The organism is Methylobacterium sp. Leaf399 (genome assembly GCF_001424525.1).
Classification (GTDB): Bacteria; Pseudomonadota; Alphaproteobacteria; order Rhizobiales; family Beijerinckiaceae; genus Methylobacterium.
This window is the reverse complement of sequence record NZ_LMQK01000001.1, coordinates 333,765-359,931: the sequence shown is the minus strand read 5'-3', so window position 1 is coordinate 359,931 and position 26,167 is coordinate 333,765. Positions and strand designations below refer to the sequence as shown.

General features: G+C 70.8%; 19 protein-coding genes and 1 pseudogene. 12 read left to right on the top strand and 8 right to left on the bottom strand.

Translation table 11 applies throughout. The features are described from left to right. Window positions 1-29: 29 nt before the first annotated feature. The 5 genes from murA to tolB all read left to right on the top strand — a co-directional run bounded on the left by murA (window position 30) and on the right by tolB (window position 5,771). A complete protein-coding gene (gene murA, locus ASG40_RS01720) occupies window positions 30-1,319 on the top strand; it encodes a UDP-N-acetylglucosamine 1-carboxyvinyltransferase (RefSeq protein WP_055879498.1) in 1,290 nt (429 codons plus the stop codon). A 320-nt stretch (window positions 1,320-1,639) separates the two neighbouring features. Further along, window positions 1,640-2,356: a protein TolQ gene (gene tolQ, locus ASG40_RS01715; protein WP_055879495.1), complete on the top strand. Its 717-nt coding sequence runs from the start codon at window positions 1,640-1,642 to the stop codon at window positions 2,354-2,356. Between the two features lie 28 nt (window positions 2,357-2,384). Further along, window positions 2,385-2,825 carry an ExbD/TolR family protein gene (locus ASG40_RS01710; protein ID WP_055879494.1) on the top strand — a complete coding sequence of 147 codons (441 nt, stop codon included), beginning with the start codon at window positions 2,385-2,387 and terminating at the stop codon, window positions 2,823-2,825. Window positions 2,826-2,839: 14 nt separating this feature from the next. Beyond that, on the top strand, window positions 2,840-4,252 hold the full coding sequence (gene tolA / locus ASG40_RS01705; RefSeq protein WP_055879491.1) for a cell envelope integrity protein TolA: 1,413 nt from the start codon (window positions 2,840-2,842) through the stop codon (window positions 4,250-4,252). A gap of 187 nt (window positions 4,253-4,439) precedes the next feature. Further along, entirely contained in the window at window positions 4,440-5,771 is a 1,332-nt protein-coding gene (tolB, locus tag ASG40_RS01700) for a Tol-Pal system beta propeller repeat protein TolB (RefSeq protein WP_055881084.1), read from the top strand. Window positions 5,772-5,775: 4 nt separating this feature from the next. Here tolB and ASG40_RS21960 read toward each other — a convergent pair. From ASG40_RS21960 to ASG40_RS20930, 5 genes and pseudogenes are all read right to left on the bottom strand, one after another. After that, window positions 5,776-6,552, bottom strand: a pseudogene (locus ASG40_RS21960) (GSU2403 family nucleotidyltransferase fold protein). A 461-nt stretch (window positions 6,553-7,013) separates the two neighbouring features. Continuing rightward, entirely contained in the window at window positions 7,014-8,129 is a 1,116-nt protein-coding gene (modC, locus tag ASG40_RS01685; protein WP_055879483.1) for a molybdenum ABC transporter ATP-binding protein, read from the bottom strand. Continuing rightward, the gene (gene modB / locus ASG40_RS01680; RefSeq protein WP_055879479.1) at window positions 8,126-8,824 is read right to left on the bottom strand and encodes a molybdate ABC transporter permease subunit; all 699 of its coding nucleotides are present in this window, start codon (window positions 8,822-8,824) and stop codon (window positions 8,126-8,128) included. The genes modC and modB overlap by 4 nt, the downstream gene beginning before the upstream one ends. A gap of 37 nt (window positions 8,825-8,861) precedes the next feature. After that, window positions 8,862-9,650 carry a molybdate ABC transporter substrate-binding protein gene (gene modA / locus ASG40_RS01675; protein WP_055879476.1) on the bottom strand — a complete coding sequence of 263 codons (789 nt, stop codon included), beginning with the start codon at window positions 9,648-9,650 and terminating at the stop codon, window positions 8,862-8,864. Window positions 9,651-9,687: 37 nt separating this feature from the next. Next, window positions 9,688-9,921, bottom strand: a complete 234-nt coding sequence (locus ASG40_RS20930; RefSeq protein WP_156387501.1) for a hypothetical protein — start codon at window positions 9,919-9,921, stop codon at window positions 9,688-9,690. A 156-nt stretch (window positions 9,922-10,077) separates the two neighbouring features. Here ASG40_RS20930 and ASG40_RS01670 point away from each other — a divergent pair, with 156 nt between their 5' ends. From ASG40_RS01670 to ASG40_RS01655, 4 genes are all read left to right on the top strand, one after another. Continuing rightward, window positions 10,078-10,995: a 50S ribosomal protein L11 methyltransferase gene (locus tag ASG40_RS01670; RefSeq protein ID WP_055879473.1), complete on the top strand. Its 918-nt coding sequence runs from the start codon at window positions 10,078-10,080 to the stop codon at window positions 10,993-10,995. A 52-nt stretch (window positions 10,996-11,047) separates the two neighbouring features. Further along, complete coding sequence (locus tag ASG40_RS01665) at window positions 11,048-12,877, top strand: aminopeptidase P family protein (protein WP_055879470.1); 1,830 nt, start codon at window positions 11,048-11,050, stop codon at window positions 12,875-12,877. Window positions 12,878-13,000: 123 nt separating this feature from the next. Then, the gene (locus ASG40_RS01660) at window positions 13,001-15,172 is read left to right on the top strand and encodes a protein-disulfide reductase DsbD family protein (RefSeq protein WP_055879466.1); all 2,172 of its coding nucleotides are present in this window, start codon (window positions 13,001-13,003) and stop codon (window positions 15,170-15,172) included. 5 nt (window positions 15,173-15,177) lie between these two features. After that, window positions 15,178-15,804: a thioredoxin family protein gene (locus ASG40_RS01655; RefSeq protein WP_055879462.1), complete on the top strand. Its 627-nt coding sequence runs from the start codon at window positions 15,178-15,180 to the stop codon at window positions 15,802-15,804. Here the strand turns inward: ASG40_RS01655 and nudC are convergent. Continuing rightward, on the bottom strand, window positions 15,774-16,700 hold the full coding sequence (gene nudC / locus ASG40_RS01650) for an NAD(+) diphosphatase (protein WP_055879460.1): 927 nt from the start codon (window positions 16,698-16,700) through the stop codon (window positions 15,774-15,776). The genes ASG40_RS01655 and nudC overlap by 31 nt on opposite strands. 4 nt (window positions 16,701-16,704) lie before the next feature. Further along, entirely contained in the window at window positions 16,705-17,121 is a 417-nt protein-coding gene (locus tag ASG40_RS01645) for an HIT domain-containing protein (protein WP_055881080.1), read from the bottom strand. Between the two features lie 137 nt (window positions 17,122-17,258). Here ASG40_RS01645 and ASG40_RS01640 point away from each other — a divergent pair, with 137 nt between their 5' ends. The 3 genes from ASG40_RS01640 to ASG40_RS01630 all read left to right on the top strand — a co-directional run bounded on the left by ASG40_RS01640 (window position 17,259) and on the right by ASG40_RS01630 (window position 22,475). Then, window positions 17,259-19,802, top strand: coding sequence for an ATP-binding cassette domain-containing protein (locus tag ASG40_RS01640; protein WP_055879456.1), 2,544 nt, complete (start codon window positions 17,259-17,261; stop codon window positions 19,800-19,802). A gap of 273 nt (window positions 19,803-20,075) precedes the next feature. Beyond that, complete coding sequence (locus ASG40_RS01635) at window positions 20,076-21,284, top strand: L,D-transpeptidase family protein (protein ID WP_055879453.1); 1,209 nt, start codon at window positions 20,076-20,078, stop codon at window positions 21,282-21,284. 234 nt (window positions 21,285-21,518) lie between these two features. Beyond that, window positions 21,519-22,475, top strand: a complete 957-nt coding sequence (locus tag ASG40_RS01630) for an MBL fold metallo-hydrolase (RefSeq protein ID WP_082523843.1) — start codon at window positions 21,519-21,521, stop codon at window positions 22,473-22,475. 186 nt (window positions 22,476-22,661) lie between these two features. Here ASG40_RS01630 and ASG40_RS01625 read toward each other — a convergent pair whose 3' ends face one another. Continuing rightward, entirely contained in the window at window positions 22,662-25,901 is a 3,240-nt protein-coding gene (locus ASG40_RS01625) for a glycosyltransferase (RefSeq protein WP_210168787.1), read from the bottom strand. Between the last annotated feature and the right edge of the window lie 266 nt (window positions 25,902-26,167).

The following is a 26,167-nucleotide window of genomic DNA, read 5'->3' as shown; positions in this document are numbered from 1 at the left end:
AGCGCGCCACCCGCCCACAAGGGACGACGATGGACCGTATCCACATCACCGGCGGCGCGCCGCTCCACGGGGTGATCCCGATCTCGGGCGCCAAGAACGCGGCGCTGCCCCTGATGATCGCCAGCCTGATGACGGGCGAGTCCCTCGAACTCGTCAACGTGCCGCGGCTCGCCGACATCCAGGCGCTGCTGCGCATCCTGTCCAACCACGGCGTCGACCACATGGTGGTGGGCAAGCGCCCGGGCCAGACCACCGAGACGGGCCAGACCATCCGGCTCACCGCCTCGAACGTCATCGATACCACCGCGCCCTACGACCTCGTCTCCACCATGCGGGCGAGCTTCTGGGTGATCGCGCCGCTGCTGGCGCGCTTCGGCGAAGCGAAGGTCTCGATGCCGGGCGGCTGCGCCATCGGCACGCGCCCGGTGGACCTGCTGCTGATGGCGCTCGAGCGCCTGGGCGCCACCATCGAGATCGACGGCGGCTATGTCATCGCCAAGGCCAAGAACGGCCTGCGCGGCGGTGAGATCGACTTCCCCAAGGTCACGGTGGGCGGCACCCATGTGGCCCTGATGGCGGCCGCGCTCGCCAACGGCTCGACCCTGATCGAGAATGCCGCCCGCGAGCCGGAGGTGGTGGATCTGGCCGCCTGCCTCACCAAGATGGGCGCCAGGATCGAGGGGGCCGGCACGCCGCGGATCACCATCGAGGGCGTCTCGCGCCTGCACGGCGCCCGCCACGAGGTGCTGCCCGACCGGATCGAGACCGGCACCTACGCCATGGCCGTGGCGATGACGGGCGGCGACGTCACCCTGGAGAACACCCGCGCCGACCTCCTGCACAGCGCCCTCGACATCCTCACCACCACCGGCGCCGAGGTCACCTCCACCGCCGACGGCATCCGCATCCGGCGCAACGGCGGCGGCATCGCCGCGGTGGACGTCACCACCGATCCGTTCCCGGGCTTCCCCACCGACCTGCAGGCGCAGTTCATGGCGCTGATGACCCTCGCCAAGGGCCGCTCGCACATCCGCGAGACCATCTTCGAGAACCGGTTCATGCACGTGCAGGAACTGGCCCGCCTCGGCGCCAGGATCCGGCTGGAGGGCGACCTGGCCATCGTCGAGGGCGTCGAGCGCCTCCGGGGCGCGCCGGTGATGGCCACCGATCTGCGCGCCTCGGTCTCCCTCGTCATCGCCGGGCTGGCGGCGGAGGGCGAGACCCAGATCAACCGGGTCTACCACCTCGACCGCGGCTTCGAGGCCCTGGAGGCCAAGCTCGGCCGCTGCGGCGCCCAGATCCGGCGCGAACGGAGCTGATCCCGCCGTCCCTCGTGGCCCCGGACGTTTCGCGCACGGCGGTCCGGGGCTTGGCGGGCTGAGGTTCGAGGCCCGGGCGCTCGCCGATGCTGCGATGCAGCGTTCGCGGGCGGCATCCCGAGCCCCGGCAAGGGAGCGTTAACCCTATGCCGTCATGCAGGGTGGCGAGACCGCCCGGTGGCCGACCCATACTTTCGACAGAATCCCGCGCGATTCCAAGTGCATCGATCCTAAGGGATCGGCCGCTCGGCGGATCGACCGCTCGGATCGTCGAGAGCGCGAGGGACGGCCGTACCGGCGACCCTGGACGAGGACCCGCCATGACCTCCGCCGATGCCATGCAGGCGTTGCCCGCAGCCGACATGAGCCTGTTCGGATTGTTCTGGCAGGCCCACTTCGTCGTGAAGGCGGTGATGATCGGCCTGATCGGCGCCTCCGTCTGGAGCTGGTCGGTGATCGTCGACAAGACGCTGCTGTATCGCCGCACCAAGGCCGAGATGGACGCCTTCGAGGAGGCGTTCTGGTCCGGCCGCTCGCTGGAGGAGCTCTACCGCTCCTTCAACGACCGCCAGCCGATCGGGCTCGGCGCCCTGTTCGTGGCGGCCATGCGCGAGTGGAAGCGCTCGTTCGAGGGCTCGGGCCGCCAGATCCAGAGCCTGTCGCAGCGCATCGACAAGGTCCTCGACGTGACCATCCAGCGCGAGGTCGAGCGCCTCGAATCGCGCCTCCTGTTCCTCGCCTCGATCGGCTCGGCGGGGCCCTACATCGGTCTGTTCGGCACGGTCTGGGGCATCATGACCGCCTTCACCGCCATCGCCGCCTCGAAGAACACGTCGCTGGCCGTGGTGGCGCCGGGCATCGCGGAGGCGCTGTTCGCCACCGCCATCGGCCTGTTCGCGGCCATCCCCGCGGTGCTCGCCTACAACAAGCTGCAATCCTCGGTCTCGAAGTTCCAGTCGCGGCTCGAGGGTTTCGCCGACGAGTTCTCCGCCATCCTCTCGCGGCAGATCGACGAGCGGCTGTCCCTCGTCGCCTGACCCCGAAGATCCCCGAAGGACGACGATCATGGCCCACGGAGCGGTACAGGGCGGCGGCAAGCGCCGGCGGCGCGCCCGTCGCGGCGGCGCCATCAACGAGATCAACATGACGCCGTTCATCGACGTCGTGCTGGTGTTGCTCATCGTGTTCATGGTGGCCGCGCCGATGATGACGGTGGGCGTGCCCCTCGACCTGCCGCAATCGAAGGCGAGCCCCCTCAACTCGGACACCAAGCCCGTGACCCTGTCGATCCGCCAGAGCGGCCAGATCTTCCTCGGCGAGGACGAACTCACCGACGAGACCATCGTGGGCAAGCTCACCGAGACCGCCAAGGCCGGATTCGAGGAGCGGGTGTTCGTGCGCGGCGACAAGCGGGTCGATTACGGCCGGGTCGCCCAGGTGATGGCGATCGTGACGGGAGGCGGCTTCAAGAAGGTCGCCCTCGTCACCGAGCCGGACCAGAAGTAGCGGGCGCGGCACCGGTGCAGCTCCCCTTCGACCGCAGCCAGCCGGGCGTCTGGATCTCGGCCGCCACCCATGTGGCGCTGCTGGCCGCCGCGCTGTTCGCCGTCGCCGCGCCGGCCCTGCCGGATGCCGACGAGGGCGTGCCCGTCGAGGTCATGACCGAGCAGCAGTTCTCCGAACTGACCAAGGGCGCGCGCGACGGACAGACGCCGCAGCCGGAGGCGAAACCCCGCGCCGACCGTGCCTCCGACAAGCCCGAGGAGCGCGAGCCCGAGAACGCCGCGGTCGATGCGCCGGCCCCTCCCAAGCGCCCGCCCGAGATGAAGGTCGCCGCCGCCGACGAGATGCCCCTGCGCGTGAGCGAGCCCGATCCCACCGCCGTGGAGGAGGCCGAGCGCGCGAAGGCGGCGGAGAAGGCCGCGAAAGCCGAAGCCGCCAAGGCCGAGGCCGCCAGGGAGGCCGCGGCCAAGGCTGCCGCCGCCAAGGCCGAAGCCGCCAAGGCCGAAGCCGCCAAGGAGGCTGCCAAGGAATCCGCGAAGGCCGCGGCCAAGGAGGCTGCGAAAGAGGCCGCCAAGGAAGCGGCCAAGGAAGCCGCCAAGGCCGAGGCGGTCAAGCGCGAGCAGATGGCCGAACTGATGGAGCGGGCCGAGGCACAGGCCAAGGCCGAAGCCGCCAAGGAGGCCGCGAAAGAGGCGGCCAAGGAAGCGGCCAGAGAAGCGGCTAGGGAAGCCGCCAAGGCGAAGGCGGAAGCCCAGGCCAAGGCCGTGGCGGAGGCGCAGGCCAGGGCGGCCGCCGAACAGGCGAAGGCCGTGGCCGAAGCCAAGGCCGAACGCCAGAAGGAGGCCGCCGAGGCCGAGGCGACGGCCAAGGCCGAAGCGGCCGCCAAGGCCAAGGCCGAGGCCGCCGCCAAGGCGAAGGCCAAGGCCCTGGCCGACGCCAAGGCGAAATCGGATGCCGAGGCCAAGGCGCGCAAGCAGGCCGAGCTCGCCGAGAAGTTCAGCGCCGGCGACATCCAGCAGCTGCTCGCCTCGAAGGCGGCCTCGCAATCCACCGGTGCCACCGGCCGCGACGTCCAGCGCACGGCGGCCCTGGGCGCCGCCACGGGCACCTCGCAGCGCCTGTCACCGTCCTTGCGCGAAGCGCTGGTCGGCATGCTGCAGCAGCAGATCGAGCGGTGCTATTCGGCGCCTCCCGGCGCGGCGCAGGGGGTCGTGCTGCCGATGCTCGACATCCGCCTGAACCAGGACGGCACCCTGTCCACCGAGCCGCGGCTCCTGCGCGGCGGCGCCAACGCCATCGACCAGTCGATCGCGCAGGCGGCCCTGCGGGCGGTGCGGCGCTGCGCGCCCTACCGCATCCCGGCCCAATACGCGCCCTATTACAACGACTGGAAAGCCATCAACGCGGAGTTCGAGTTCTCCCGGGCGTAAGCGCCGGTGTCTCGCCCGTCCCTTCCCCGCGTGGGGAGGGATCGCGGGTGGGGGTAGGCCGGCTGACCCTGCCGCCCCCGACCAGCGGGACCACCCCTACCTCCAACTCCTCCCCACACGGGGGAGGCGAGTGCGACGCGCCAGCCTCACGCTCGTGCGATGCTTCGACACCCTCTCGGATTGGACCATGCCGCACAGCTCTCATCGACGCCCGTTCGCCCTCGCGACGCTCCTCGCCGCCCTGGCCTTCGTCTGCCTGGGGTTCGTCGCCCCGGCGCAGGCGCAACTGCAACTGCGCATCGGCGGCGGCGCGTTCCAGCCGATGCCGATCGCGATCACCGAGTTTTCCGGCGACGCCAGCCTCGGCCTGCTGGTGTCGAGCGTGGTGACCAACAACCTGCGGCGCTCAGGCTATTTCACGCCGCTGGACAAGGGCAAGTTCCCCGAGGCGCCGGGCTTCGATGCGGTGCCGGGCTTCGACAAATGGCGGGCGGCGGGCGTGCAGGCCCTGGTCACCGGCCGGGTCGGGCGCGACGCCTCGGGGCGGCTCAAGGTCGAGTTCCGGCTGTGGGACGTGACGAGCGGCCAGCAGATGACCGGCCAGCAGTACGGCACCGACCCGGCCAACGCCCGGCGCACCGGGCACCTCGTGTCGGACTCGGTCTACACCAAGATCACCGGCCTCGGGCCGTGGTTCGACAGCCGCATCGCCTTCGTCGACGAATCCGGCTCCAAGGAGAACCGCCGCAAGCGCCTGATGGTGATGGACCAGGACGGGGCCAACGTGCGCGCGCTCACCAGCGGCGAGACCTCGGTGGTGGCGCCGCGCTATTCGCCGGCCACCCAGGACATCGCCTACATGACCCAGGCGACGGGCCAGCAGCCGCGCATCCAGGTCGTCAACCTCGAGACCGGCGCGCGCCAGGCCATCGGGCGGGCCGATTCGATGAGCACGAGCCCGCGCTTCTCGCCCGACGGCCGGCGCATCGTGATGAGCGTGCAGCAGGGCGGCAACGCCGACATCGTCAGCATGGACCTCGGCTCGAAGGCGCAGACGCCGATCACCAACGGCAACGCCATCGACACCTCGCCGACCTACTCGCCGGACGGCGGCCGGATCGTGTTCGAATCGGACCGGGGCGGCTCGCAGCAGATCTACGTGATGGGGGCGGACGGCTCGAACCCGACCCGGATCTCCTTCGGCGACGGCTCGGCCTCGCAGCCGGCCTGGTCGCCCAAGGGCGATCTCATCGCCTTCACCCGGCAGCGCAAGGGCTCCTTCGCGATCTGCGTGATGAAGCCGGACGGCTCGGGCGAGCGCGTGCTCACGGAGGGCTTCCACAACGAGGGCCCGACCTTCGCGCCCAACGGCCAGTACGTGGTGTTCTTCCGCGATCCGGGCGGCGAGGGCGGCGGCAAGCTCTACATGGTCGACATCACCGGCAAGGTCGAACAGCCGGTGCCGACCCCTTCCTACGCCTCGGACCCGAGCTGGTCGCCGCTGCTGGCGGGGAAGTAGGGCCTCACCAACCCGGGGTCAGCGCGCCGTCCTCCTCCTCGTGGGCGGCGGCAAGACCGCCGATCAGCCCCTCCGCCTCGTCGCGAAGGGCGAGGGGAAGGGCGCCGAGAGCCGGATCGTCGAACCGGAGGTGCGGTAGGCGTGTCATCAGGAGCTCGGCCACCAGGCTGGCCTGGGCGGCGTTGCGTGATCGTTTGAGGGTATCACGATCGGGGCGCTTTGCGAGCCACGCCTTGTGCAGGGCGAAGGCGCGAGGGTCCGGCACTGTGATCGTCAAGGGATAGCCGCGCTCATCGACGACGGTGACGGTGGTTTTCGGACTGTTCACGAGCCAGGCAAGGCCCTCGATCTCGACGGCTTGAAGATCGGTGTCGTCCGATCCCAATCGGGCACGAGGGATCGATGCCATCCTGTTCCTCGGCATCGGCGCGATCAGATCGACCATGTAGCCATCGCGGTTCACGGCCCGAAACCCGCCCTAGCCCAGGATGTCGAAGGAGCGGTCGACCTTCTTCAGCAGGCCCACCACTCCCTCACGGGCGATGTCGGGCGCGAGGAGCTTCAGGCGTACCCTTGCGTCGTAGAGAAGGTCGATGTCCTCGGTCGCCAGATGGCCGCCCGCGACCTGAACGCCACACAAGCGTTCGTAAGCGAACAGGGCGTTGGTGCCGACGACCGTGAGGGCGGCGTCTCCGAGCTTGGCTTGATCGATCCGCCGCAGGATCCGTCCGGCCATGACCGGTACGCGCCCAAGGCCAAGGGCGCGGTTCACCGGGGCCATCGCATCGAGGCGTTTGGCCAGCCGAGCGACGCGAAAGCGAGACTGAAGGCGTCCGATGAGGAACTGGCGATGGATCCGTTCGGTCTCCGGACTGCGAGGTCCGAGCGAGGACCAGACGCCCTGCCGCTTCCGGTAGAGGTAGCGATGACCGCTGACGGACTTCCAGGCCATCGAACCCGTAAAACTACGGTGGTGTCGCTCCCAAGCAGTTCGATAGGCGGCGAGCACCTGCTCGACATCGATCGCCTGGCGGGCCTGGTCTCCGTTCAACTCACTGTAGGGCCGCATGCTATCCCCCCAGCCGTACCGATCGAGCCCAGGGAACGAATGATCGTCCGTCGCCAGCTGCAAGCCTTTGTCTCGATTATCATTATCCCTTTTTGACGCCGAACGCGATCAAAAAGGGATAATTCATCGGCGCTGCTGGGAGGGTAAGTGGTCGAGCCCCAGTGCGCCGCCCGTCAGATCTCGATCACCGGCGGCCGGCCGCGACCCACATCCTGCGGGTCGAAGGCGACGCTCTTGACGATGGCGAAGACCGGTCGGCCCGGTTCGAGGCGAAGGTCGCGTGCCGAGGCGCGCGTGAGGCGGGCGGCGAGGACGGCGCCGTTGCAGTCGATCTCGACCAGCACCGTGGCCGCTACCGAGGGCACGATGCCGAGCACATGGCCCCGGAGGACGTTGCGCGCGCTCAGGCCCACCGGTGGCGCCAGCGCGACGAGGACGTCGCGCGCCGGGATGCGCAGCCGCACCGCGCTGCCGACGGGCCGGGAGAGACGCGGCACCGTCAGCGTGCCGACGCGCCCGTCGATCCGCGTCAGGCCGGAGTCCGCGTCGTGGGCGGCCACGACGAGGTCCAGGACCGCCCCCGCCTCGCCGTCGCCGACCGGGACGAGGTCGGTCCGGCGCAGGACCGCATCGGCCGGGCCGGAGGCGGCGATGCGGCCGGCCTCCATCACCACCACGGTATCGGCCAGCCGCGCCACCTCGGCGACGGCGTGGCTCACGTAGACGATGGGGATCCCGGCCGCATCGCGCAGGCGTTCGATGCAGGACAGGATCTCGTCCTTGCGGGCCTCGTCGAGGGCGGCCAGCGGCTCGTCCATCAGGAGGAGGCGCGGTCGGCTGAGCAGCGCCCGGCCGATGGCGACCCGCTGCGCCTCCCCCCCGGACAGGCCGGCGGGACGGCGGGCGAGGAGATGGCCGATGCCGAGGATGGCGACGACCGTATCGGGGTCGAGGCCGGTGGTCTCGGGCCGCGCCCGCGCGAACCAGCGCCCGTAGCCGAGGTTCTGGCGCACCGTGAGATGGGGCAGGAGACGGGCCTGCTGGAACACGGTGGCGATGCCGCGCCGGTGCGCCGGCACGCTGACGCCGCCTTGCGTGTCGAGGAGCGTCTCGCCGGACAGGACGATGCGGCCGCGGTCGGGCCGGAAGAGGCCGGCGACGAGGTCGATCACCGTGGTCTTGCCCGATCCCGAGCGTCCGAACAGCGCGGTGAGGCCCGGGCCGGTCTCGAACGCCACGTCGAGGGCGAAGGCGCCCCGCGTCAGGCCGGCCGCGACGGACAGGGTCATCCCGCGATCCGCGCTGCGAGGCGCCGCGCCAGCACCTCGGAGGCCAGCACCGCGGCGAGGGCGATGGCCACGGCGATCAGGGTGAGGCGCAGGGCGCCGGCCTCGCCGCCGGGGACCTGCGTCAGGGTATAGATCGCCGAGGGCAGGGTCTGGGTCTCGCCGGGGATGTTCGAGACGAAGGTGATGGTGGCGCCGAACTCGCCCATCGCCTTGGCGAACCCCAGCACCGCCCCGGCGAGGATGCCGGGCAGGCTCAGGGGCAGCGTCACCGTGAGGAAGACCGCGAGCGGCCGGGCGCCGAGCGTCGCCGCCGCCTGCTCGAGGCGCCGGTCGACGGCCTCGATCGACAGGCGCATCGCCCGCACCATCAGTGGGAATCCCATGATGGCGCAGGCCAGCGCCGCTCCGGTCCAGCGGAACGAGAACACGATGCCGAGATCGGCCAGGACCCCGCCCGCCCAGCCGCGCCGGCCGAACGTCAGCAGCAGCAGGTAGCCGGTCACCACCGGCGGCAGGATCAGCGGAAGATGGACGAGGGCGTCGAGGAACGCTCGCCCGACGAATTTTCCCCGCGCCAGCAGCATGGCGACGGCCAGCCCCGGCCCGAGGCTCGCCAGGGTCGCGATGGAGGCGACCTTCACGCTGAGCCAGATGGCGGTGGTCTCGTCGGGCGTGAGGCCGAGCCAGGTGGTCACGATGCCTGGCTGGGGGATGAAAAAGCGCGCGCAGCGCTCACGTCCGGTTCTCGGTGCCGATCACGCCAAAACCCTGCCGCTCGAAGAACACCCGCGCCGGCGCGCTGCGCAGGTAGCCGAGCAGTGCCGCCGCGTCCGGGTGGGTCGAGTCCCTGGTGCGCGCCAGCGGGTAGATCACCGGCGGATGGCTGCCGGTCGGGAATGTGCCCACGACCCGCACGCTCGGATCCGAGACCGCGTCGGTGGCGTAGACGATGCCGAGCGGCGCCTCGCCGCGGGAGACGAGAAGAAGCGCGGCGCGCACGTTCTCGGCCTGGGCCAGCCTGTCCTTGACGCCGGCCCAGGCGCCGAGGCTCTCCAGCGCCGCCTTGCCGTACCTGCCGGCGGGCACCGCGTCGACGTTGGCCACCGCGAGCCGGCCGCCGCCGAGGCGAGCGGCGAGGTCGAGGCCGGGCACGAGGGGAATCGCCTCCGGGCCGTCCTTGGGGGCGATCAGGACGAGGGCGTTGCGCAGGAGGTCGACGCGGGTCTCGGGTCGGATGCCGCCTTTGGCCGCCACGTCGTCCATCCACGCGAGGTCGGCGGAGAAGAACAGGTCGGCCGGCGCGCCGGCCTCGATCTGCTTGGCGAGCGCGCTCGAGGCCGCATAGGAGACCCTCGCCGTCCTGCCGGTCTCCTTCGACCAGGCGGCGACGGCCTCGTCGAGGGCGTTCTTCAGGCTGGCGGCGGCGAACACCACCACGGGCGTCTGCGCGCGAACCGGTGTCGCGCCCAGCGTCATCGCGAGGAGGGCAGCGAGGCAGAGCCGTCGCGTGGCAGTCGTCATCGAGCGTCTCCGTCGCCCCGGTGGCGGGGCGGCGGCATCATAGGTCGCGGTTGCGCGGCGGCAAGCCGCCGGCCGCCTCGGCTTCGTCATGGGACACGTCCTCGCGGCGATGCAGCCGGCTCAGGAGAACCAGCAGCGGCCCAGGCACCGGCGCCGCCAGCGCCTGTGCCCCCAACGTTTCCATCCCGGTCTTGCGTCCCCGTCGCCGCCGCAGCGACAACCCAGGCGCGAGCACCACCGACGCTTTGCGGCGGGCTTTCTTGTTCGTCATACGCACACGCACCCTCGAATGTCGGGTCGACCTCGGAGAAGCCACCGAAAACGCGGACCCCCGTTGCCGTGTTCCGGCGCCGCCGCAAGATTGGAACGTTTCAAGAACGCAAGCCGCCGGTGGCGGCGGAGCTTCGCCGGTGATAGAGCCGGCACCATGCTCGAAGGCCTGCCCCCCCACCGCCCGACACACGTCCTGCGCCTGATGACCGACGAGGGTTCGGCGCGGGCGATGACGGATCTCCTCGGCGAGATGTTCGATCCGACCCAGACGGCGGTGGCCGCCTTCGAGGCCGAGGACGGCCGGACCTGGCGCCTGGAGGCCTATTTCGCCGACGCCCCCGACGAGGCCATGATCCGCGACATGATCCGCCCGGTGGTCGGCGACCAGGCGGATGCGGCGAGCTTCGAGACCATCGACCAGCAGGATTGGGTGCGCGCCTCCCTGGAGGGCCTCAAGCCGGTACGGGCCGGACGCTTCCTCGTCCACGGCTCGCACGACCGCGACACGGTGCGGGTCAACGACCTCGCCATCGAGATCGAGGCGGCGCTCGCCTTCGGGACCGGGCACCACGGCACCACGCTCGGCTGCCTGCGCGCGCTCGCCGCCGTGCTCAAGCGCGGCAGGCCGGGGCAGGTGCTCGATGTCGGCACCGGCACCGGCATCCTCGCCTTCGCCGCCGCCAAGGCCCTGCGCAAGCCGGTGATCGCCGGCGACCTCGACCCGGAGGCGGTGTTCACGGCCCGCGGCAATGCCCGTCTCAACGGGCTCGGTCCCCTGGTGCGGCTCTACCAGGGGCCGGGCGTGCGCCATGCGCTGGCCGACCGCCCGCGCCGGTTCGACGTGGTCTTCGCCAACATCCTGGCCAGGCCGTTGAAGCGCCTCGCCCCCTCGCTCACCGCCACCGTCTCCAGCCGCGGCGTGTTGATCCTGTCCGGCCTGATCGAGCGCGACGTGCCGGGCGTGCTCTCCACCTACCGCCACCGCGGCTTTCATCTGGCCGCCCACGGCCTGATCGAGGGCTGGGCGACCCTGGTCCTGCGTCGCGGCGGTGCGGCGGCGCGGCCGTTCTGAGACCGTCCTCGCCGGCTTGCCGGTGGCGGACGCCGGCCTTAACCCTGGCGGGATGAGCCGCCGCCGCTTCCAGACCTTCGACGACCCGGGCCACCGCGAGGGTGGCGCCCGCCTCGGGGCCTTGCGCGATGCCCTGCGCGGGGCCGGCCTCGACGGGTTCGTGGTACCGCGCGCCGACGAGCACCAGTCGGAATACGTGCCGGCCAACGCCGAGCGCCTCGCCTGGCTCACGGGCTTTACCGGTTCGGCCGGCACCGCCATCGTCCTCCTGGATGCCGCGGCCCTGGTGGTGGACGGGCGCTACACGCTGCAGGCCCCCGAGCAGGTCGACACCGCCCACATCACCCCGGTGGCCCTGGCCGAGACCACCGTCGAGGCCTGGATCTCGGGCCATCTGTCGGCCGGCGCCCTGCTCGGCTACGACCCCTGGCTTCACACCGCCGAAGGCGTCGGCCGCCTGGAAAAGGCGGCGGCCAAGGCCGGCGCCACGATCCGGGCGGTGGAGGCCAACCCCGTCGATGCGGTCTGGCCGGACCGGCCGGCGGCACCCGCCGGGCCGGTGGTGCTGCATCCCGAGGCCCTGGCCGGGGAGCCGGTGGCGGGCAAGCTCGCACGCATCCGCGCGGTGCTGGAGACGGCGGCCTGCGACGCTCTGGTCGTCTCGGATCCGCACAACCTCGCCTGGGCGTTCAACCTGCGCGGGGCCGACATCGCCCACACTCCGCTGGCGCTCGGCTACGCGATCCTGCCCCGCGAGGGCCGGCCCGCGCTGTTCCTCACCTCGCAGGACATCGCACCCGACCTGCGCGACGCCCTGGCGGGGCTGGCCGACATCCATCCGCGTGCCGCCTTCGCCGCCGCCCTCGCCGGCCTGACGACGGGACGCATCCGCCTCGAAACCGCCACGGCGGCGGTGGCGCTCAAGGGCCGGATCGAGGCGGCGGGTGCGAGCGTCGATCTCGGTCCCGATCCGATCGCGGCGATGAAGGCCGCCAAGAACGCCGCCGAGATCGACGGCGCCCGGGCCGCCCACCACCGAGACGGCCTCGCGGTCGCCCGCTTCCTCGCCTGGGTCGATGCGCGGCCGGCCGGCTCCCTCACCGAGATCGCCGCCGTGGAGGCGCTGGAGGATTTTCGCGACCGGGGCGGCGAATTGCGCGACGTCTCGTTCCCGACCATTTCGGGCAGCGGCCCCAACGGCGCCATCGTCCACTACCGCGTCACCCGGGGCACCGACCGCACGGTCCGGGACGGCGAACTGTTCCTGATCGATTCCGGCGCCCAATACGCCGACGGCACCACCGACATCACCCGCACCCTGGCGGTGGGCACCCCGAGCGAGGAGATGCGCGACCGCTACACCCGGGTGCTCAAGGGCCACCTCGCCATCGCCCGCGCGGTGTTTCCGCAGGGGACCACCGGCGCGCAGATCGATGCCTTCGCGCGCCAGCCCCTGTGGCAGGCCGGCCTCGAGTTCGACCACGGCACCGGCCACGGCGTCGGCGCCTTCCTCTCGGTGCACGAGGGGCCACAGCGCATCGCCAAGACCGGGCACGTCGCCCTGGTGCCGGGCATGATCCTGTCGAACGAGCCGGGCTACTACCGCGCCGGTGCCTACGGCATCCGCATCGAGAACCTGATCCTGGTGGAGACCCGGGCCATCGCCGGCGCCGAGCGGCCGATGCTCGGCTTCGAGACCCTGACGCTCGCCCCCTACGACCCGCGCCTGATCGACACGGGCCTCCTCGATGCCGGCGAGATCGCCTGGATCGACGCCTACCACGCCCGGGTGCGCGCGGCGCTCTCCCCCGGCCTCGAGCCGGCGACGCGGGCGTGGCTCGACGACGTAACCCGGCCGCTCGGAGCGGCGAAGGAGCGGTAGGCTTTGCCGCAGCCCCGCCGTCTCGCGTTGGCCGGCGCCGTCGGACGGCTTAGTGAGGCTGTGTCGTCGAAGATGATGGCGCCCCCCTTGCGGGGAGGAGTGGCGTGTAACCGAAGGACGCGGATGACCCGGCTTCTCGCCCTCTTGCTCATCGCCATCGCCGGCCTGTCCGGCGCCTCGGCCCAGGGTCTCAAGCTCCCGGCCGATCTCGTCAAGGCCAGCCTGGTGGCCGAGCCCGGCGCGATCCGGGCGGGCGAGCCGTTCGCGATCGGCATCCGCATGGCGATGCGGGAGCACTGGCACGTCTACTGGCGCAACCCCGGCGATTCCGGCCTGCCGCCGGAGATGGCCTGGACCCTGCCGCAGGGATTTTCGGCCGGCGCCATCGACTGGCCGACCCCGAGCCGCATCCCGGTGGCACACCTCGTCAACTTCGGCTTCGAGAACGAAGTCGTGCTGCTCGCGACGGTGACGCCCCCGGCCGATCTCGCGCCGGGCAAGCCCGTGACCCTTTCGGGCCGCCTCAGCTATCTCGTGTGCGAGCGCGAATGCGTGCCCGGCACCGCCGACCTGCGCCTGACGGTCCCCGTCGCACCGGAGGGGGCGAGTGCCGCGCCCAACCCGCAGAACCGCGCCCTGTTCGCCAAGGCCCGCGCGGCGCTGCCCAAACCCTCGCCGTGGCCCTCGTCCCTGAGCCGGGACGGCGAGCGGCTGGTGGTGAGCCTCGAGGCTTCCGGCCTGACGCCCGAGGCGATCCGCAACGTCGCCTTCTTCCCCTATGCCGAGACCGCCGTCGAACACGCCGCCCCGCAGGATGTCGCGGTCGACGGGCGCGGCCTGCGCTTGACGCTGACGCGCGCCACCATCGAGGCGACCCCCCCGGCCGAATTGCCCGGCGTCCTCACCTTCGACGAGGTGACGCCGGAGGGGACCCTGGCCCGGTCGTTCGCCCTGGGCGAGGCACCGCCGCCGCCCGCCTCGGCCGTGCCCGTCGCCGCCGACGCCGCCGTGGCGACGCCCCCGCCCGCCGAGGCGGACCTGACCCTGTGGGGGGCGGCCGGACTCGCCTTCCTCGGCGGCATCATCCTCAACCTGATGCCCTGCGTCTTCCCGGTGCTGTCGATCAAGGTGCTCAGCCTCGTGCGCCATTCCGGCGAGCCGCCGGCGCGGGTGCGCCTGCATGGGCTGGCCTATACCGCCGGGGTGCTGGCGATGTTCCTGGGGCTCGCCGGCCTGCTCATCGCCCTGAAGGGCGCGGGGGCGTCGATCGGCTGGGGCTACCAGCTGCAATCGCCCCTGGTGGTGGCGGGCCTGGCCTACCTCCTGTTCGCCATGGGCCTGAGCCTGTCCGGGGTGTTCCACCTCGGCGGCTCGGTCGCCGGGATCGGCGACGGGCTCACCCGCAAGTCCGGCCTGTCGGGCTCGTTCTTCACCGGCGTCCTTGCGACCGTGGTGGCGACCCCCTGCACCGCTCCCTTCATGGGCTCGGCGGTGGGCTTCGCCCTGACGCAGCCGGCCGGCGTGGCGCTGACCGTGTTCGCGAGCCTGGGCCTCGGCCTCGCCCTGCCGTTCCTCGTGCTCACCACCTGGCCGGCGGCGGTGCGGCGCCTGCCCCGGCCCGGCGCCTGGATGGACGTGCTCAAGGGCGCCTTCGCCTTCCCGCTCTACGCCACCGCCGCCTGGCTGATCTGGGTGCTGGCCCAGCAGGTCGGCTCGACCGGGCTGCTCTCGGCCCTCCTCGGCCTCGTCCTCGTCGGGTTCGCCGCCTGGGCCTGGGAGAAGGCCGGCGCGGCCGCCCCGACCGGGCGGGCGATCGGGCGCGGGGCGGCCGTGGCCGCCCTGGTGGCGGTCGCCGCCCTCACCCTGGGGCTCGACCGGGACCGGGCGGACGGGACGGCTGTCGCCGGCGGCACGGAAGCGTTCACCCAGAGCCGCCTGGACGCCCTGGTGGCCGCGGGTAAGCCGGTGTTCGTGAACATGACGGCGGCCTGGTGCATCACCTGCCAGGTCAACGAACGCACGGCGCTGCGCACCGATGCGGTGCAGGCCGCGTTCAAGGCGCGCGGCGTCACCTACCTCAAGGGCGACTGGACCAACCAGAACCCCGAGATCACCCGGCTCCTGGAAAAGCATGGCCGCAACGGCGTGCCGCTCTATCTCCTCTACGGCAGCGGAGCCGGACCGGCCGTGCTGCCGCAGATCCTCACCCAGGGCGCGGTCCTTGCCGCCCTGGAGCCTTTGCCCCTGGCCGTCGCCGACCGCAGCGCGGCTTTCGATGCGACCTTGACGAGGTGAGAGTGATGACGACCACGCGCCGCCGCTGCCTGACCCTGACCGTTGCCGCCGCCCTGCTGACCCTGCCGCTTGCCGCGAAGGCCGCGGGCCTCCAGATCGGGAAACCGGCCCCGGTCTTCACCGCCACCGATGCCGACGGCAAAGCCGTCCGGCTGTCCGATTACGCCGGCAAGACCGTCGTGCTCGAATGGACCAACCACGACTGCCCGTTCGTGAAGAAGATGTACGGCGGGCAGGCGATGCAGGCCCTGCAGAAGAAGTGGACCGAGGCCGGCGTGGTCTGGCTCACCGTGATTTCCTCCGCCCCCGGCGAGCAGGGCGCGGTCGAAGGCCAGGAGGCCAACCGCCTGACCCAGGAGCGCGGTGCCGCGCCCACCGCCGTCGTGCTCGACACGACGGGCACCGTCGGCAAGGCCTACGACGCCCGCACCACGCCGCAGATGGTGGTCATCACCGGGGACGGCACCCTCGTCTACAACGGGGCCATCGACGACAAGCCCACCGCCAACCTCGACGACCTCAAGACCGCCAAGAACTACGTCGACGCGGCGCTGACCGAGGTCGCCGCCGGCAAGCCGGTGAGCGTGAAGACCTCCAAGCCCTACGGCTGCTCGGTGAAGTATTCCTCGTAAGCCGCGACGGTCGTTCCCGCGACGAAGCTGCGCATCAGGAGATGCGCGATCGCCATCGGTGGCGGCGTTGAAAGGCCGCCGGGATGGGCCCCGGCGATCATCGCCGTGACCTCGTCGCGGGCGAACCAGCGCGCGTCCTCGAGTTCGGCGGCGTCGCGGGTGATGGCCTCGGTGAGGCTCTCGGCGACGCACCCGATCATCAGCGAGGACGGGAACGGCCAGGGCTGCGAGGCGAGGTAGGTCACGGCGCCGATCCTCACCCCGGCCTCCTCGAAGCTCTCGCGCCGGACCGCGTCCTCGATGGTCTCGCCCGGCTCGATGAAGCCGGCGAGGCACGAGTACATGCCCGGTGGGAAATGCGGGCCGCGGCCGAGCAGGCAGGCGTCGCCGCGGGTGATCAGCATGATCGCCACCGGATCGGTGCGCGGGAAATGATGCGCGCCGCAGGCCGGGCAGTCGCGCCTGAAGCCGGCCGCCGCCACCCCGGTCGCGGTGCCGCAGTGTGCGCAAAAGCCGTTCCTGGCGTGCCAGGAGAGGAACGACCGCGCCGTGGCCACCACCCCGAGTTCGTCCGGCGCCACGCGGCCGGCCGAGGCGAGGGAGCGCAGGTCAACGACGTCGAAGCGCCCACCGGCCTCTGCCGCCAGCGCGGCGGCGAAGACCGGGCGCCCGTCGACCCGGCCGAGGTAGATCGTCAGGCTGCGCTCGCCCGCGCCGGGGGCGAGGTCGTGGCTCAGCAGCGCGGTGTCGCCGGACAGCACGATGCCGTCGGGGGCGACGCAGACGGTCAGCGCCTCGGCGGCCTCGGGCGGAAACGGCGGCGCCTCGCGCTCGGCCGAGTGGCGCACGAGGCGGCTCCGGGCGTAGCCGAGGCCGTGGTCGGGGCGATCGGCCATCGGCTCAGGCCGCCGCGAACAGGGTGGCGATGCGCTCGACCATCTGGGCGCGGGCATGGGCCGGATAGGGGGAGGGCGTGCCCACCCCCCACACCGGGGCCGGCCAGGCCGGGTCCGACAGGAACCGCCCGACCACGTGGACGTGGAGCTGGGGCACCACGTTCCCCAGGGCGGCGACGTTGACCTTGTCGGGCTTGGCCAGGGCGAGCATCACGCCCACCGCGAGGCGCATCTCAGCCATCAAAGCGGCGCCGTCCTCCGGCGTGAGGTCGGTGATCTCGCTGGCGCCCGCCCGGCGCGGCACCAGCACCAGCCAGGGAAACCGGGCGTCGTCCATCAGGAGGACGCTGCACAGGGCGAGATCGCCCAGGTGTACGGTGTCGGCGGAGAGGCGCGGGTCGAGGGCGAAGGCATCGGTCATGACGACGCGATGTAGGGCAAAACCGCGCCCGGGGCGATGCCGCGAGGCGACCGGCGCGCGGGTCAGGTGCGCCGACACGCTTTTCCCCCCACCCGCAATCCACTAAGGGGCCCTGACAGCGGCGCTCAGGGGCAGGGATGGAACGCGGGCCGATCCTCTTCACCTGGCATTCCGCGAGACGCCAGCACGCCCTCGCCCTCGCCCTCGCCCTGGGGGCTGGCGGCCCGCTGGCGCTGGCGACCCTGCTGTGCCTGCGCGACCTCGTCGCCGTGCTGGTCTCGCCCAAGGCGGGCATCGTGCCGTTCCTGCGGGTGGTCGTCGCCTGGCCGGGGCGGGCGGAGCCGACGGTGCTGCTACCGGGCTGGCCGCTGCCCGTGGTCGAACTCACCCTGGCCGCCCTCGTCGGGCTGGCGCTGGCCGCCACCCTGGCCGCCGCCCTGGGCTGGGCGGTGGGGCGGCTGTGCTTTCGCGCGCAGACGCGGGCGCTCCAGCGCCTCAACGGCCGCGTCACCGATGCGATCCTGCGCGCGCCGGCCGCCGCCCGCGACGAGGTGCGCGGCCTGACCCAGCTCGTCGGCCAGCTGCTCGCGCGGATGGACATGCTGCTGGGCCTCGGCATCCTGGCCCCGGCGTTGGCCATGGGGTCGGTCCTCCTCACCCTGATCCTGGCCTATCTCGCCGCGCCGCGCCTGGTGCCGGCGGTGACCCTCGGTCTGCTCGCGGCCGGGCTCGCCCGGGCGCTGATCCTGCGCCGCAGCGAGGCCCGCTCGGCCCTGCGCCGCCGGGAGAGCGCGGCGGCCGAGCGCGCGCTGGCCGACCTCGTGCGGCGGATGCCGGCGGTGCGGGCGCACGGTGCGGCGGCCTTCGAGCGGGCCCGCATCGGCGCCAAGGGGCGGGTGGCGCGCGAGGCCCTGACCGCGTCCGAATCGGCCCTGGCCTACGCGCGGGCGCCCTCCGTGGCGTTGGGCATCCTGTTGCCGGCCATCGCGCTCGCCGCCTCCCTGTGGCGCGGGCCGGCGGCCGAGGGCGAGAGCGTGGACGTCGGCGCGCTCGCCGCCACCGGCGGCGCCTTCGTGCTCGCCGTCGTCGCGATCTCGGTGGTGCTGCGCCTCTGGTTGGTCCACGTCGCCGCCGCACCGGTGTTCCTGGAGATCGCCCTGAGCCTGCGCGGCCTCCAGGCGCGGCTGGCCCCCGGCGCGGCCGGTGCGGCCTTTCCCGAGGCGGGGCCTCTGGCGGTGGCCGGGGCCGGCGCCTACGACCCGGTCACCGGCGAGCGCCTCACCGGCGTCACCGTCACGGTACCGATGCCCGGCCACGTGGCGATCCTGGGCGGCGCCGGCAGCGGCAGCCGCGTGCTCGCCGCCCTCCTGGCGGGCCAGCTCGAGCCCACCGCCGGCGCGGTGCTCTACGCCGGCACCGACCTGCGCGCCCTCGACCCCGCCGAGCGCGCCCGGCGCATCGCGCTCGCCGGCGCCGAGGCGATCCTGATCGAGGGCACCCTGCGCCAGAACCTGCTCTACGGGGCCGCCCCCGAGGCGGTGCCCTCCGAGACCGAACTCGTCGCCATCCTGCACCAGACCGGGCTCGACGCCTTCGTCTACGCCCGCGGCTTGGAGGGTACCGTCGATCCGGTGGCCGATCCATTGCTGTCGCTGGCCGTGGTCGCCGCCCGCCAGGCGGTGCGCGATGCGCTCGCCGCCGACGGGGCCGCGCATTTCGTCGAACCGTTCGACCCCGCCCGCTACGGCCACCAGGCGACGGTGGGCGAGAACATCCTGTTCGGCGAGCCGGTGGACCCCGCCTTCATCGGAGGCGCCCTCTGCCGCCACCCCTACCTGCGCGCGGTGCTGGAGGCCGAGGACCTGACCCGCCCCCTCGTGGAGGTCGGGCTGCAGGTGGCGCGCTCCACCGTCGAGATCTTCGCCGACCTGCCCGACGACCACCCCCTGTTCGACGCGTTCTCGCTGTTTCCCGCGGCCGAGCGCGGCTTCTTCGAGGACCTCGTCGCCCGCCAGCCGGAGGCGCGGGGCTGGCGGCGCGGCCCCGCCGGCCAGCGCGACCGCGAGCGCCTGATCGGGCTCGCCCTCCTCTACAGCGAGACCCGCCACCGCTTCGGCCTCGTCGACGCCGCCTTCGAGGACCGGATCGTGGCCGCCCGCCACTCGTTCCGGGCGATGATGCCGGCGCACCTGCGCCCCGGCATCGCCTTCTACGATCCGGCCCTCCTCAACCCCGCCGCCAGCTTCGAGGAGAACATCCTGTTCGGCCGCATCAACGGCGAGGAGGCCGGCGCCGAGGTCAGGGTGCGTGCCCTGGTGCGCCGCGTCCTCTCTGAACAAGGGCTCGAGCCCGGCGTCTATCGGCTCGGCCTGTCGAGCCGGGTCGAGCCGGGTCTCGGCGGCGGCGGCGCGAGTCTCGGCGAAAACGCCATCGACGCCCGCACCCGCATCGCCATCGACCTCGCCCGCTGCCTCGTGCGCCGCCCCGACATCGTGGTGGTCGCCATCGCCTTCGAGGACCGGAAGCCCGACAGCGTCCGCGCCAAGCTCACCGCCCTGCGCACGGCCCGCGCCGGCACCGGCCTCGTGGTCTGCCTGCCGGACGCGGGGTTCTTGGATGCGGACACGCCGTTCGACCGGGTGTTGGGGGTGGAGCGGGGGGTGGTTTCGGTGGTGGGGTGAGTTGGCTCAACGTTTGATCGGCGATTTGATTTTGAACCGCTCTTTGGTCTGTCCGTTTTTAGAAATCCGGTCGATAAAAAGCCTTGATTGACACCGTCCGGGAAGAAGTGGAACGAGGCCGGCTCCGAACCTTTATTGGATGCCATGAACCACGCACGCTAGGCGACGTCCCCCGTCCATTTCCCGCCCCAATGGGATGCAAGACCTAAAAGTCGTTCGCGCGTTGGCCGGTCCGGTGTCGGGCCGGCGGTTCGCTTCTCCCCCAGGGCCCGTATGGATTCCTCTTCACAGGCGGCGGTGGCGTGGGCCCGGCTCGGGCGGGTCGCCGTGGGGGCGCTGCTGATCCTGGTCGCCGGCCTGGCGCGCGAGGCGGCGGCGCAGCCGGCCAAGGCTTTGGCGCCGATCCCGGGGGCGACCCTGGCGCTGATGGCCGCCAAGGGCACCACCGCCGCGGCGCCGGTACTGTTCCGGGCCTACAAGAAGGAAGCCGAGATCGAGGTCTGGAAGCGGGCCGGCAGCGGTCGCTTCGTGCATGTGAAGACCTATCCGATCTGCCGCTGGTCGGGCCAGCTCGGCCCCAAGCGCAAGACCGGCGACCGCCAGACCCCCGAGGGGTTCTACACGGTGGCCAAGTCGCAGATGAACCCGAACTCGGCCTACTATCTGTCTTTCGACGTCGGCTATCCCAACGCCTACGACCGCGCCCACGGCTACACCGGTTCGGCGGTGATGGTGCACGGCGTGTGCTCCTCGATGGGGTGCTTCGCCATGACCGATGCGGTCGCCGGCGAACTGTTCGCCATCGCCCGCGATGCCTTGGCCGGCGGCCAGGCGGCCTTCCAGTTCCAATCCTTCCCCTTCCGGATGACGGCGGCCAACCTCGCCCGCCACCGCACCGACCCGGAGTATCCGTTCTGGCGCCAACTGAAGGAGGGGTCGGACCGGTTCGAGGCCTCGGGCGAGGAGCTGGTGACCGGGGTCGCGGCCGGGCGCTACGTCTTCGCCCCCTCCAGGGACCCGCAGCGCGAACGCGAGGTGGCCGCCCGCCGCGCCGAGGAGGACGCGCGCATCGCCGGCCTCGTCGCCGACGGGGTGGCGGCCGTGCGCACCACCTATTCGGACGGGGGCCAGCATCCGTTCTGGGCCGCCTTCTCGGCCCGGGGCGGCGCCGTCGGCATGCTCAGCCGGCCCGAGGCCCTGGCCTACGCCGGGCAGGAGGTGGTGGTGATCCCCGCCCGGCGTGCGCCGGTGCAGGTCGCCGAGGCGGTGTGGTCGCTCTGGATCGCGCGTAACTCGCACCATGCCCCGTGGCGGGCGCCGGCCTTCGTGCCCGCCTACGACGCGGCGCCCGCGCCGTTCGCGCCCCTCCTCACCCGCTACGCCCAGACCCTGCCCACCGTGGTGGCCGCCACCCTGGCCGGACAGGTGCCCCCGGCGGCCCCGGCGCCCGCACGGGCGGTGGAGGTGCTTGCGCAACGGTGACGGTCGTGTGGTATGCCAGCCGCCGCCCGGCCTCCGGCCCGTGTGCGGTCACGCACATCGGCGGCATGGCCGGATCACTACCTCAGGATGACGAAACCGATGAGGCCAATGATGGGCGGAGTGCGACGTGCCCGGGCCCGTCGCGGCACCGGCGCCCTTCACAGGAGAGGCCGAGCCCGGAACACCGGATATGGGACCGCGACCGGACGGATCGCGGCGAGTGGTTGACGGTCCATGACGCAGTGCAACGCCATCGAGACAGGTCCCTTCGGCGATCACCGGGCCGAGGCGGCCGCCGCCGAAGTCGCGGCCCTGGGGGACCGTAGCCTGTCGCTCCGGTTCTGGGGCGTGCGCGGCTCCACGCCGGTGAGCGGGCCCGATTACCAGGAGTTCGGGGGCAACACGCCCTGCCTCGAGATCCGCTGCGGGCAGCGCCTGTTCATCCTCGATGCCGGCTCGGGCCTCAACGCCTGCGGGCTGCACCACCGCGCCGGCCTGCCGCAGGAGATCGATCTCCTGTTCAGCCACCTCCACCTCGACCACACCGCCGGCCTGCCGTTCTTCAAGCCGGCGATCCTCGACCCGAACCGGACCGTGAACACCTATTGCGGCAACCTCGACGGCGCCTGCGCGACCGCCGCCCTCGACCGGCTGTTCTCGCCGCCGCTGTTCCCGGTCACCCTCGCCTGCATGCCGGCCAAGCTGGCGCACCACGGCTTCAGGGCCGGCGAGCCGCTGGTGTTCTCGGACGGGATGCGGGTGGAGACGATCCTGCTCAACCACCCCCAGGGCTCCACCGGATACCGCTTCGAGCACGGCGGACGCCGCCTGTGCATCATCAGCGACATCGAGCATTCGGACCCCTGGCCCGACCCCGCCCTGACGGAGTTCGTGCGCGGCGCCGACCTGATGGTCTACGACGGCATGTTCACGGAGGGCGAATACCCGGTCTGCCGCGGCTGGGGCCATTCCACCTGGCAGAAGGGGGCCGAACTGGCACAGGCCGCCGGTGTCGCCGCCATGGCGATCATCCACCTGCACCCGGCCCACACCGACCCGATGCTGCGGCGGATCGAGGCCGAGATGCAGGGCGTGATGCCGACCGCCTTCATCGCCCGCGAGCGCCAGATGGTCGAGGTGGGCGCCCTCGCGTCGGGGTGGGGGACGCCGCCGCTGGCGCGGACGGGCTGAACCCGGACACCGCCCGATGAAAGCGGTGGCCCTATCGGCGAGCCCGCGCGGCGCTCGAACGAAGCCCATGTCCCACGTCACGACGTGATCGACCGGAAACGGAATCACTCCGGCCGATCTTCCAACCGGCCGGATCCGGCGCCCTCCACCAGCGCGTCCGAACCGGGGCGGACCCCGGGGGACGGGTCAGGGCATGTAGAGGCCGACCGCCTCGAAGGCCTTGCGCATCGTCTTGACGCCCAGTTCGAACGAATACGTCGAGCGGATCAGGTCCTGTCCCCTCTGGGACATCAAGGTCCACAGGTCCTTGTCTTTGGACAGGCGGGTGACGGCGTCCGCCCAATCGGCCGGATCGTCGACGATCAAGCAGTCATAGCCGTGGCGAAGCCCGATTCCCTCGGCCGCCAACGGCGAGAGCACGCACGGTACGCCGTGCGCCAGGGCACCGAGGACCTTGCCCTTGATGCCCGCGCCGCTGGTCAAAGGGGCGACGAACACGAGGCAGTGATCGTAGACTTCGGAGACGTCCTCGACATATCCCTGGATGACGACGTCCTTTGCGGCCAAAGCCGTGACGTCGGGTGACACGTTGCTTCCGTAGACGTTGAAATCCATCGCCGGCGACAGGTTTCTCAGTCTCGGCATCACGCTCTTCACGAAGAAGGCCACGGCTTCGCGGTTCGGGTGGTGGTTGAAGCCCCCCAGGAACGCCACGCCGGAGCGGCCCTCGAACGGCGCCACGCTTGTCGCGATCTTCTCGACCCACGGAACGTACATGACGCGGGTGGAATCGAGGTTGTGGCTCATGATGACGGCATGTTCGACGCCGTTGTAGCTCAAGGTCAGATCGACATCCCGCATCACCGCCAGTTCGTCGTCACGAACCTGGAGCGCCCGATCCACCTGCGCGCGATCGCCCAGGTTGATACCGGCGCGGAGTTCGCGCAGGAAATGCAGATCGGCATTGTTCATGATCAGTTTCGCCTGCGGGGCGAGACGGCGGGCGAGTTCGACGCAATGGCTCGCGACATAGTAACGGGTCATGTAGATGGCATCGAACTCGCGCCCGTGCCGTTCGAGGACTTCCGAAATGGATTGGTAGAACGGCGCGTAATAGGTCTCGATCCCGAGGCGCTGAAGCGTCTCGGTATGCCGCCCGAGGTAGGCGAGGTTCTGCGGCAGGAACGAGACCTTGTAGCCGAGCGCCTGGACCATCTTCATCTCTTGGATGGCGGCGTAGCTTCCGGCATCGGTGTCGAGCTTGGGCGTCTGGAAATCGATGAACAGGACCCGGCCGATGATGCCGCGATCCTTCTCGAGGTCGGGGGTTTCGCCCTCGCGCCCGTTCTTGCGATAGTCGCTCACCCATTTGCTCTTGAACTTCGGCCGGTTGATCTCCTGGTTCTTCTTGGCCCCCGACGAAACGTCGGTGCCGCCCGTGACGCCCTCGAAATGGTAGACCACCGAGGTGGCGACATACAGCGTCTTGTAGCCGTGCTTGCGGACCTTGAATGCGAGGTCGGTGTCTTCGAAATAGGCCGGCTTGAACTCCTCGCTGAATCCGCCGACCTCGTTCCAGACGGCGAGCGGCAGCATGATCGCCGCGCCGGAGAGGTAATCGGCCTGGCGCGTGTAGGAGTAGCGCGGTTCGTGGGGGTTCTGGCTGCGCCCGTAGTTCCACGGGTTGCCGCTTCCCCAGACGATGCCGCCCGCTTCCTGGAGCGATCCGTCGGGATAGACGAGCTTGGAGCCCGCCAGCCCGACGGTGTCGAAGAGATCGAAGCTCGCCAGGAGTTCGTCGAGCCAGCCGACCGTCGGCTCGGTATCGTTGTTGAGAAAGAGGACGTACTTGCCGCGGGCTTCGAGCGCGCCCCTGTTGCAGGCGCCGATGAAGCCGAGGCCGATCTCGTTCCTGACGATCGTGATGCCCTTGGCGACGGCGTCGAGCTTCAGCGTTCGGTCCTTCGAGCCATCGTCGACCACCACGACTTCATATGACGTCTTGTTGTGGGCGAGCAGGAGCGCGCACAGGCAGAAATACGTGACCTCAAACTTGTTGTGGACCGGAATGACGATCGTGACCTGCGGGTCGGCGTGCCGCGGAAATTCGATCTCGGCAAAGTTCTTGTTGAAATCGAAGCCCTGGACGACCACGCCATGGACGTGGTGCAGGCGCCCCTGGAACGTCGCGTCCATCCCATGCCTGAGGTGGGCCTGGAGCGCGCGATACCGGTCCGCCGCCGCCGGGGCCAGATGGGTCGGCAGGCGCGGTGCCGTATGTTCCTGGAGGATGTGCCAGGGGGTGACGTGGCAGGGGACGAACTGGTAGTCGCGATACAGGAACGCGATGCCGGCGAAGTCTCGAACGTCGAAGAGATGGACCTGCCCGTCCAGCAATCGTTCCGGCAGAACGAAGTATCGTTCCGAGATTTCGCCCCAGCTGACGAGACCGTCCAATCGCAGGCCATCGCAGTACAGGCTGCAGTTCGACACGCCGTCCAGATTCACCCTGAGGGTTCGACCCCCGAGGATGGTCAGCGCCGCCTTGCTCTGATCCTGCATGGAGATGGCGTCGTAGACGACGGCCTGCTCAGCCTGGCTTTGATGATTCGCGACAAGATAGACCGTCGATCTCTCGCTGTTGATCTGATCCAGGTCGAGCTCGGCCTGATAGACCTTGGCATCCGACTGGCCGCCGATGACGGCGAGCAGGTTGCGGGTCCAGCCGTCCTCCAAGCCACCGCCGTCACCCGACGTGGGCTGGTTGCCGATGCGAAGACCGAGGTCGGTGAAGAAAACGAAGAAGTTCATTCCCCGCACGCCGTTGTGATGGCGAAGGAAACGAATGCCGAGGCGCAGCGTTTCCGCGCCGGCAGGTGCCTGGCCCCTCAGATCGACGAACTGCCAGTTCTCACGGTCCGGGCCACCCAGGTGCTCGTTGACCGTGCTCGAAACGACGTCGATGACGTGCTGGTCCGCGTTCAAGAACGCGACTTCGACACGCGCCAGTGCCCGATGGGCCGCGAAGAAACCCGTGAAGCCGTACATCCTGCCGGCATCGATCGGAATGTCTTCGCCGAACAGGGGGTCGCGATAAACGACGCTGAAGGAGGGGCTTGCGGTAGAGCCGGTCAAGTAAGCCGCCGACATTTCGACGAGGCGCGTGTCTTCGGAAAAATCGGTCCCGAAATTGACGGTCGGCGGAAGAGCGGCGGGGGCTATCCAGTTGTCGACGCCATTCGAAAAATCATGGTTGAGGAGAACGTTTCCTCCCGTCAGCAGGCGCGGTAGATTTTCCTTGGTCGGATGCAACGGGTAAATGCTGTTGCCGGCCTGGATAGAATATGTGTCAGAAAAGCCGTTCAAATCCGAAATGACTAAAGCACGTCCGTCGTATGCTCTTGCAAAGGAGTACGGCAAAGTCATATCGGCGAAACCCAATCCTGAGTCGATTCTGCACGCAAGAGCGTCTATGCGCGCTACGTGACACATTGGTGGCATCACGTGCTATCGACTGCGGATTACCAGCGCAATAGGGCGCTCGCACATCGACGGGTAGGGGCGGCGGCGCAGTTTGCGGGCCGCGGCCGGATCGCGACCGCCCGTCGGCCCGACGACCCGCCCGGGCACCGTTTCCGATTCGCGGATCGGCCATGAGCCGACACCTCGCCCGGGGGCTGTGCCGAGCTATT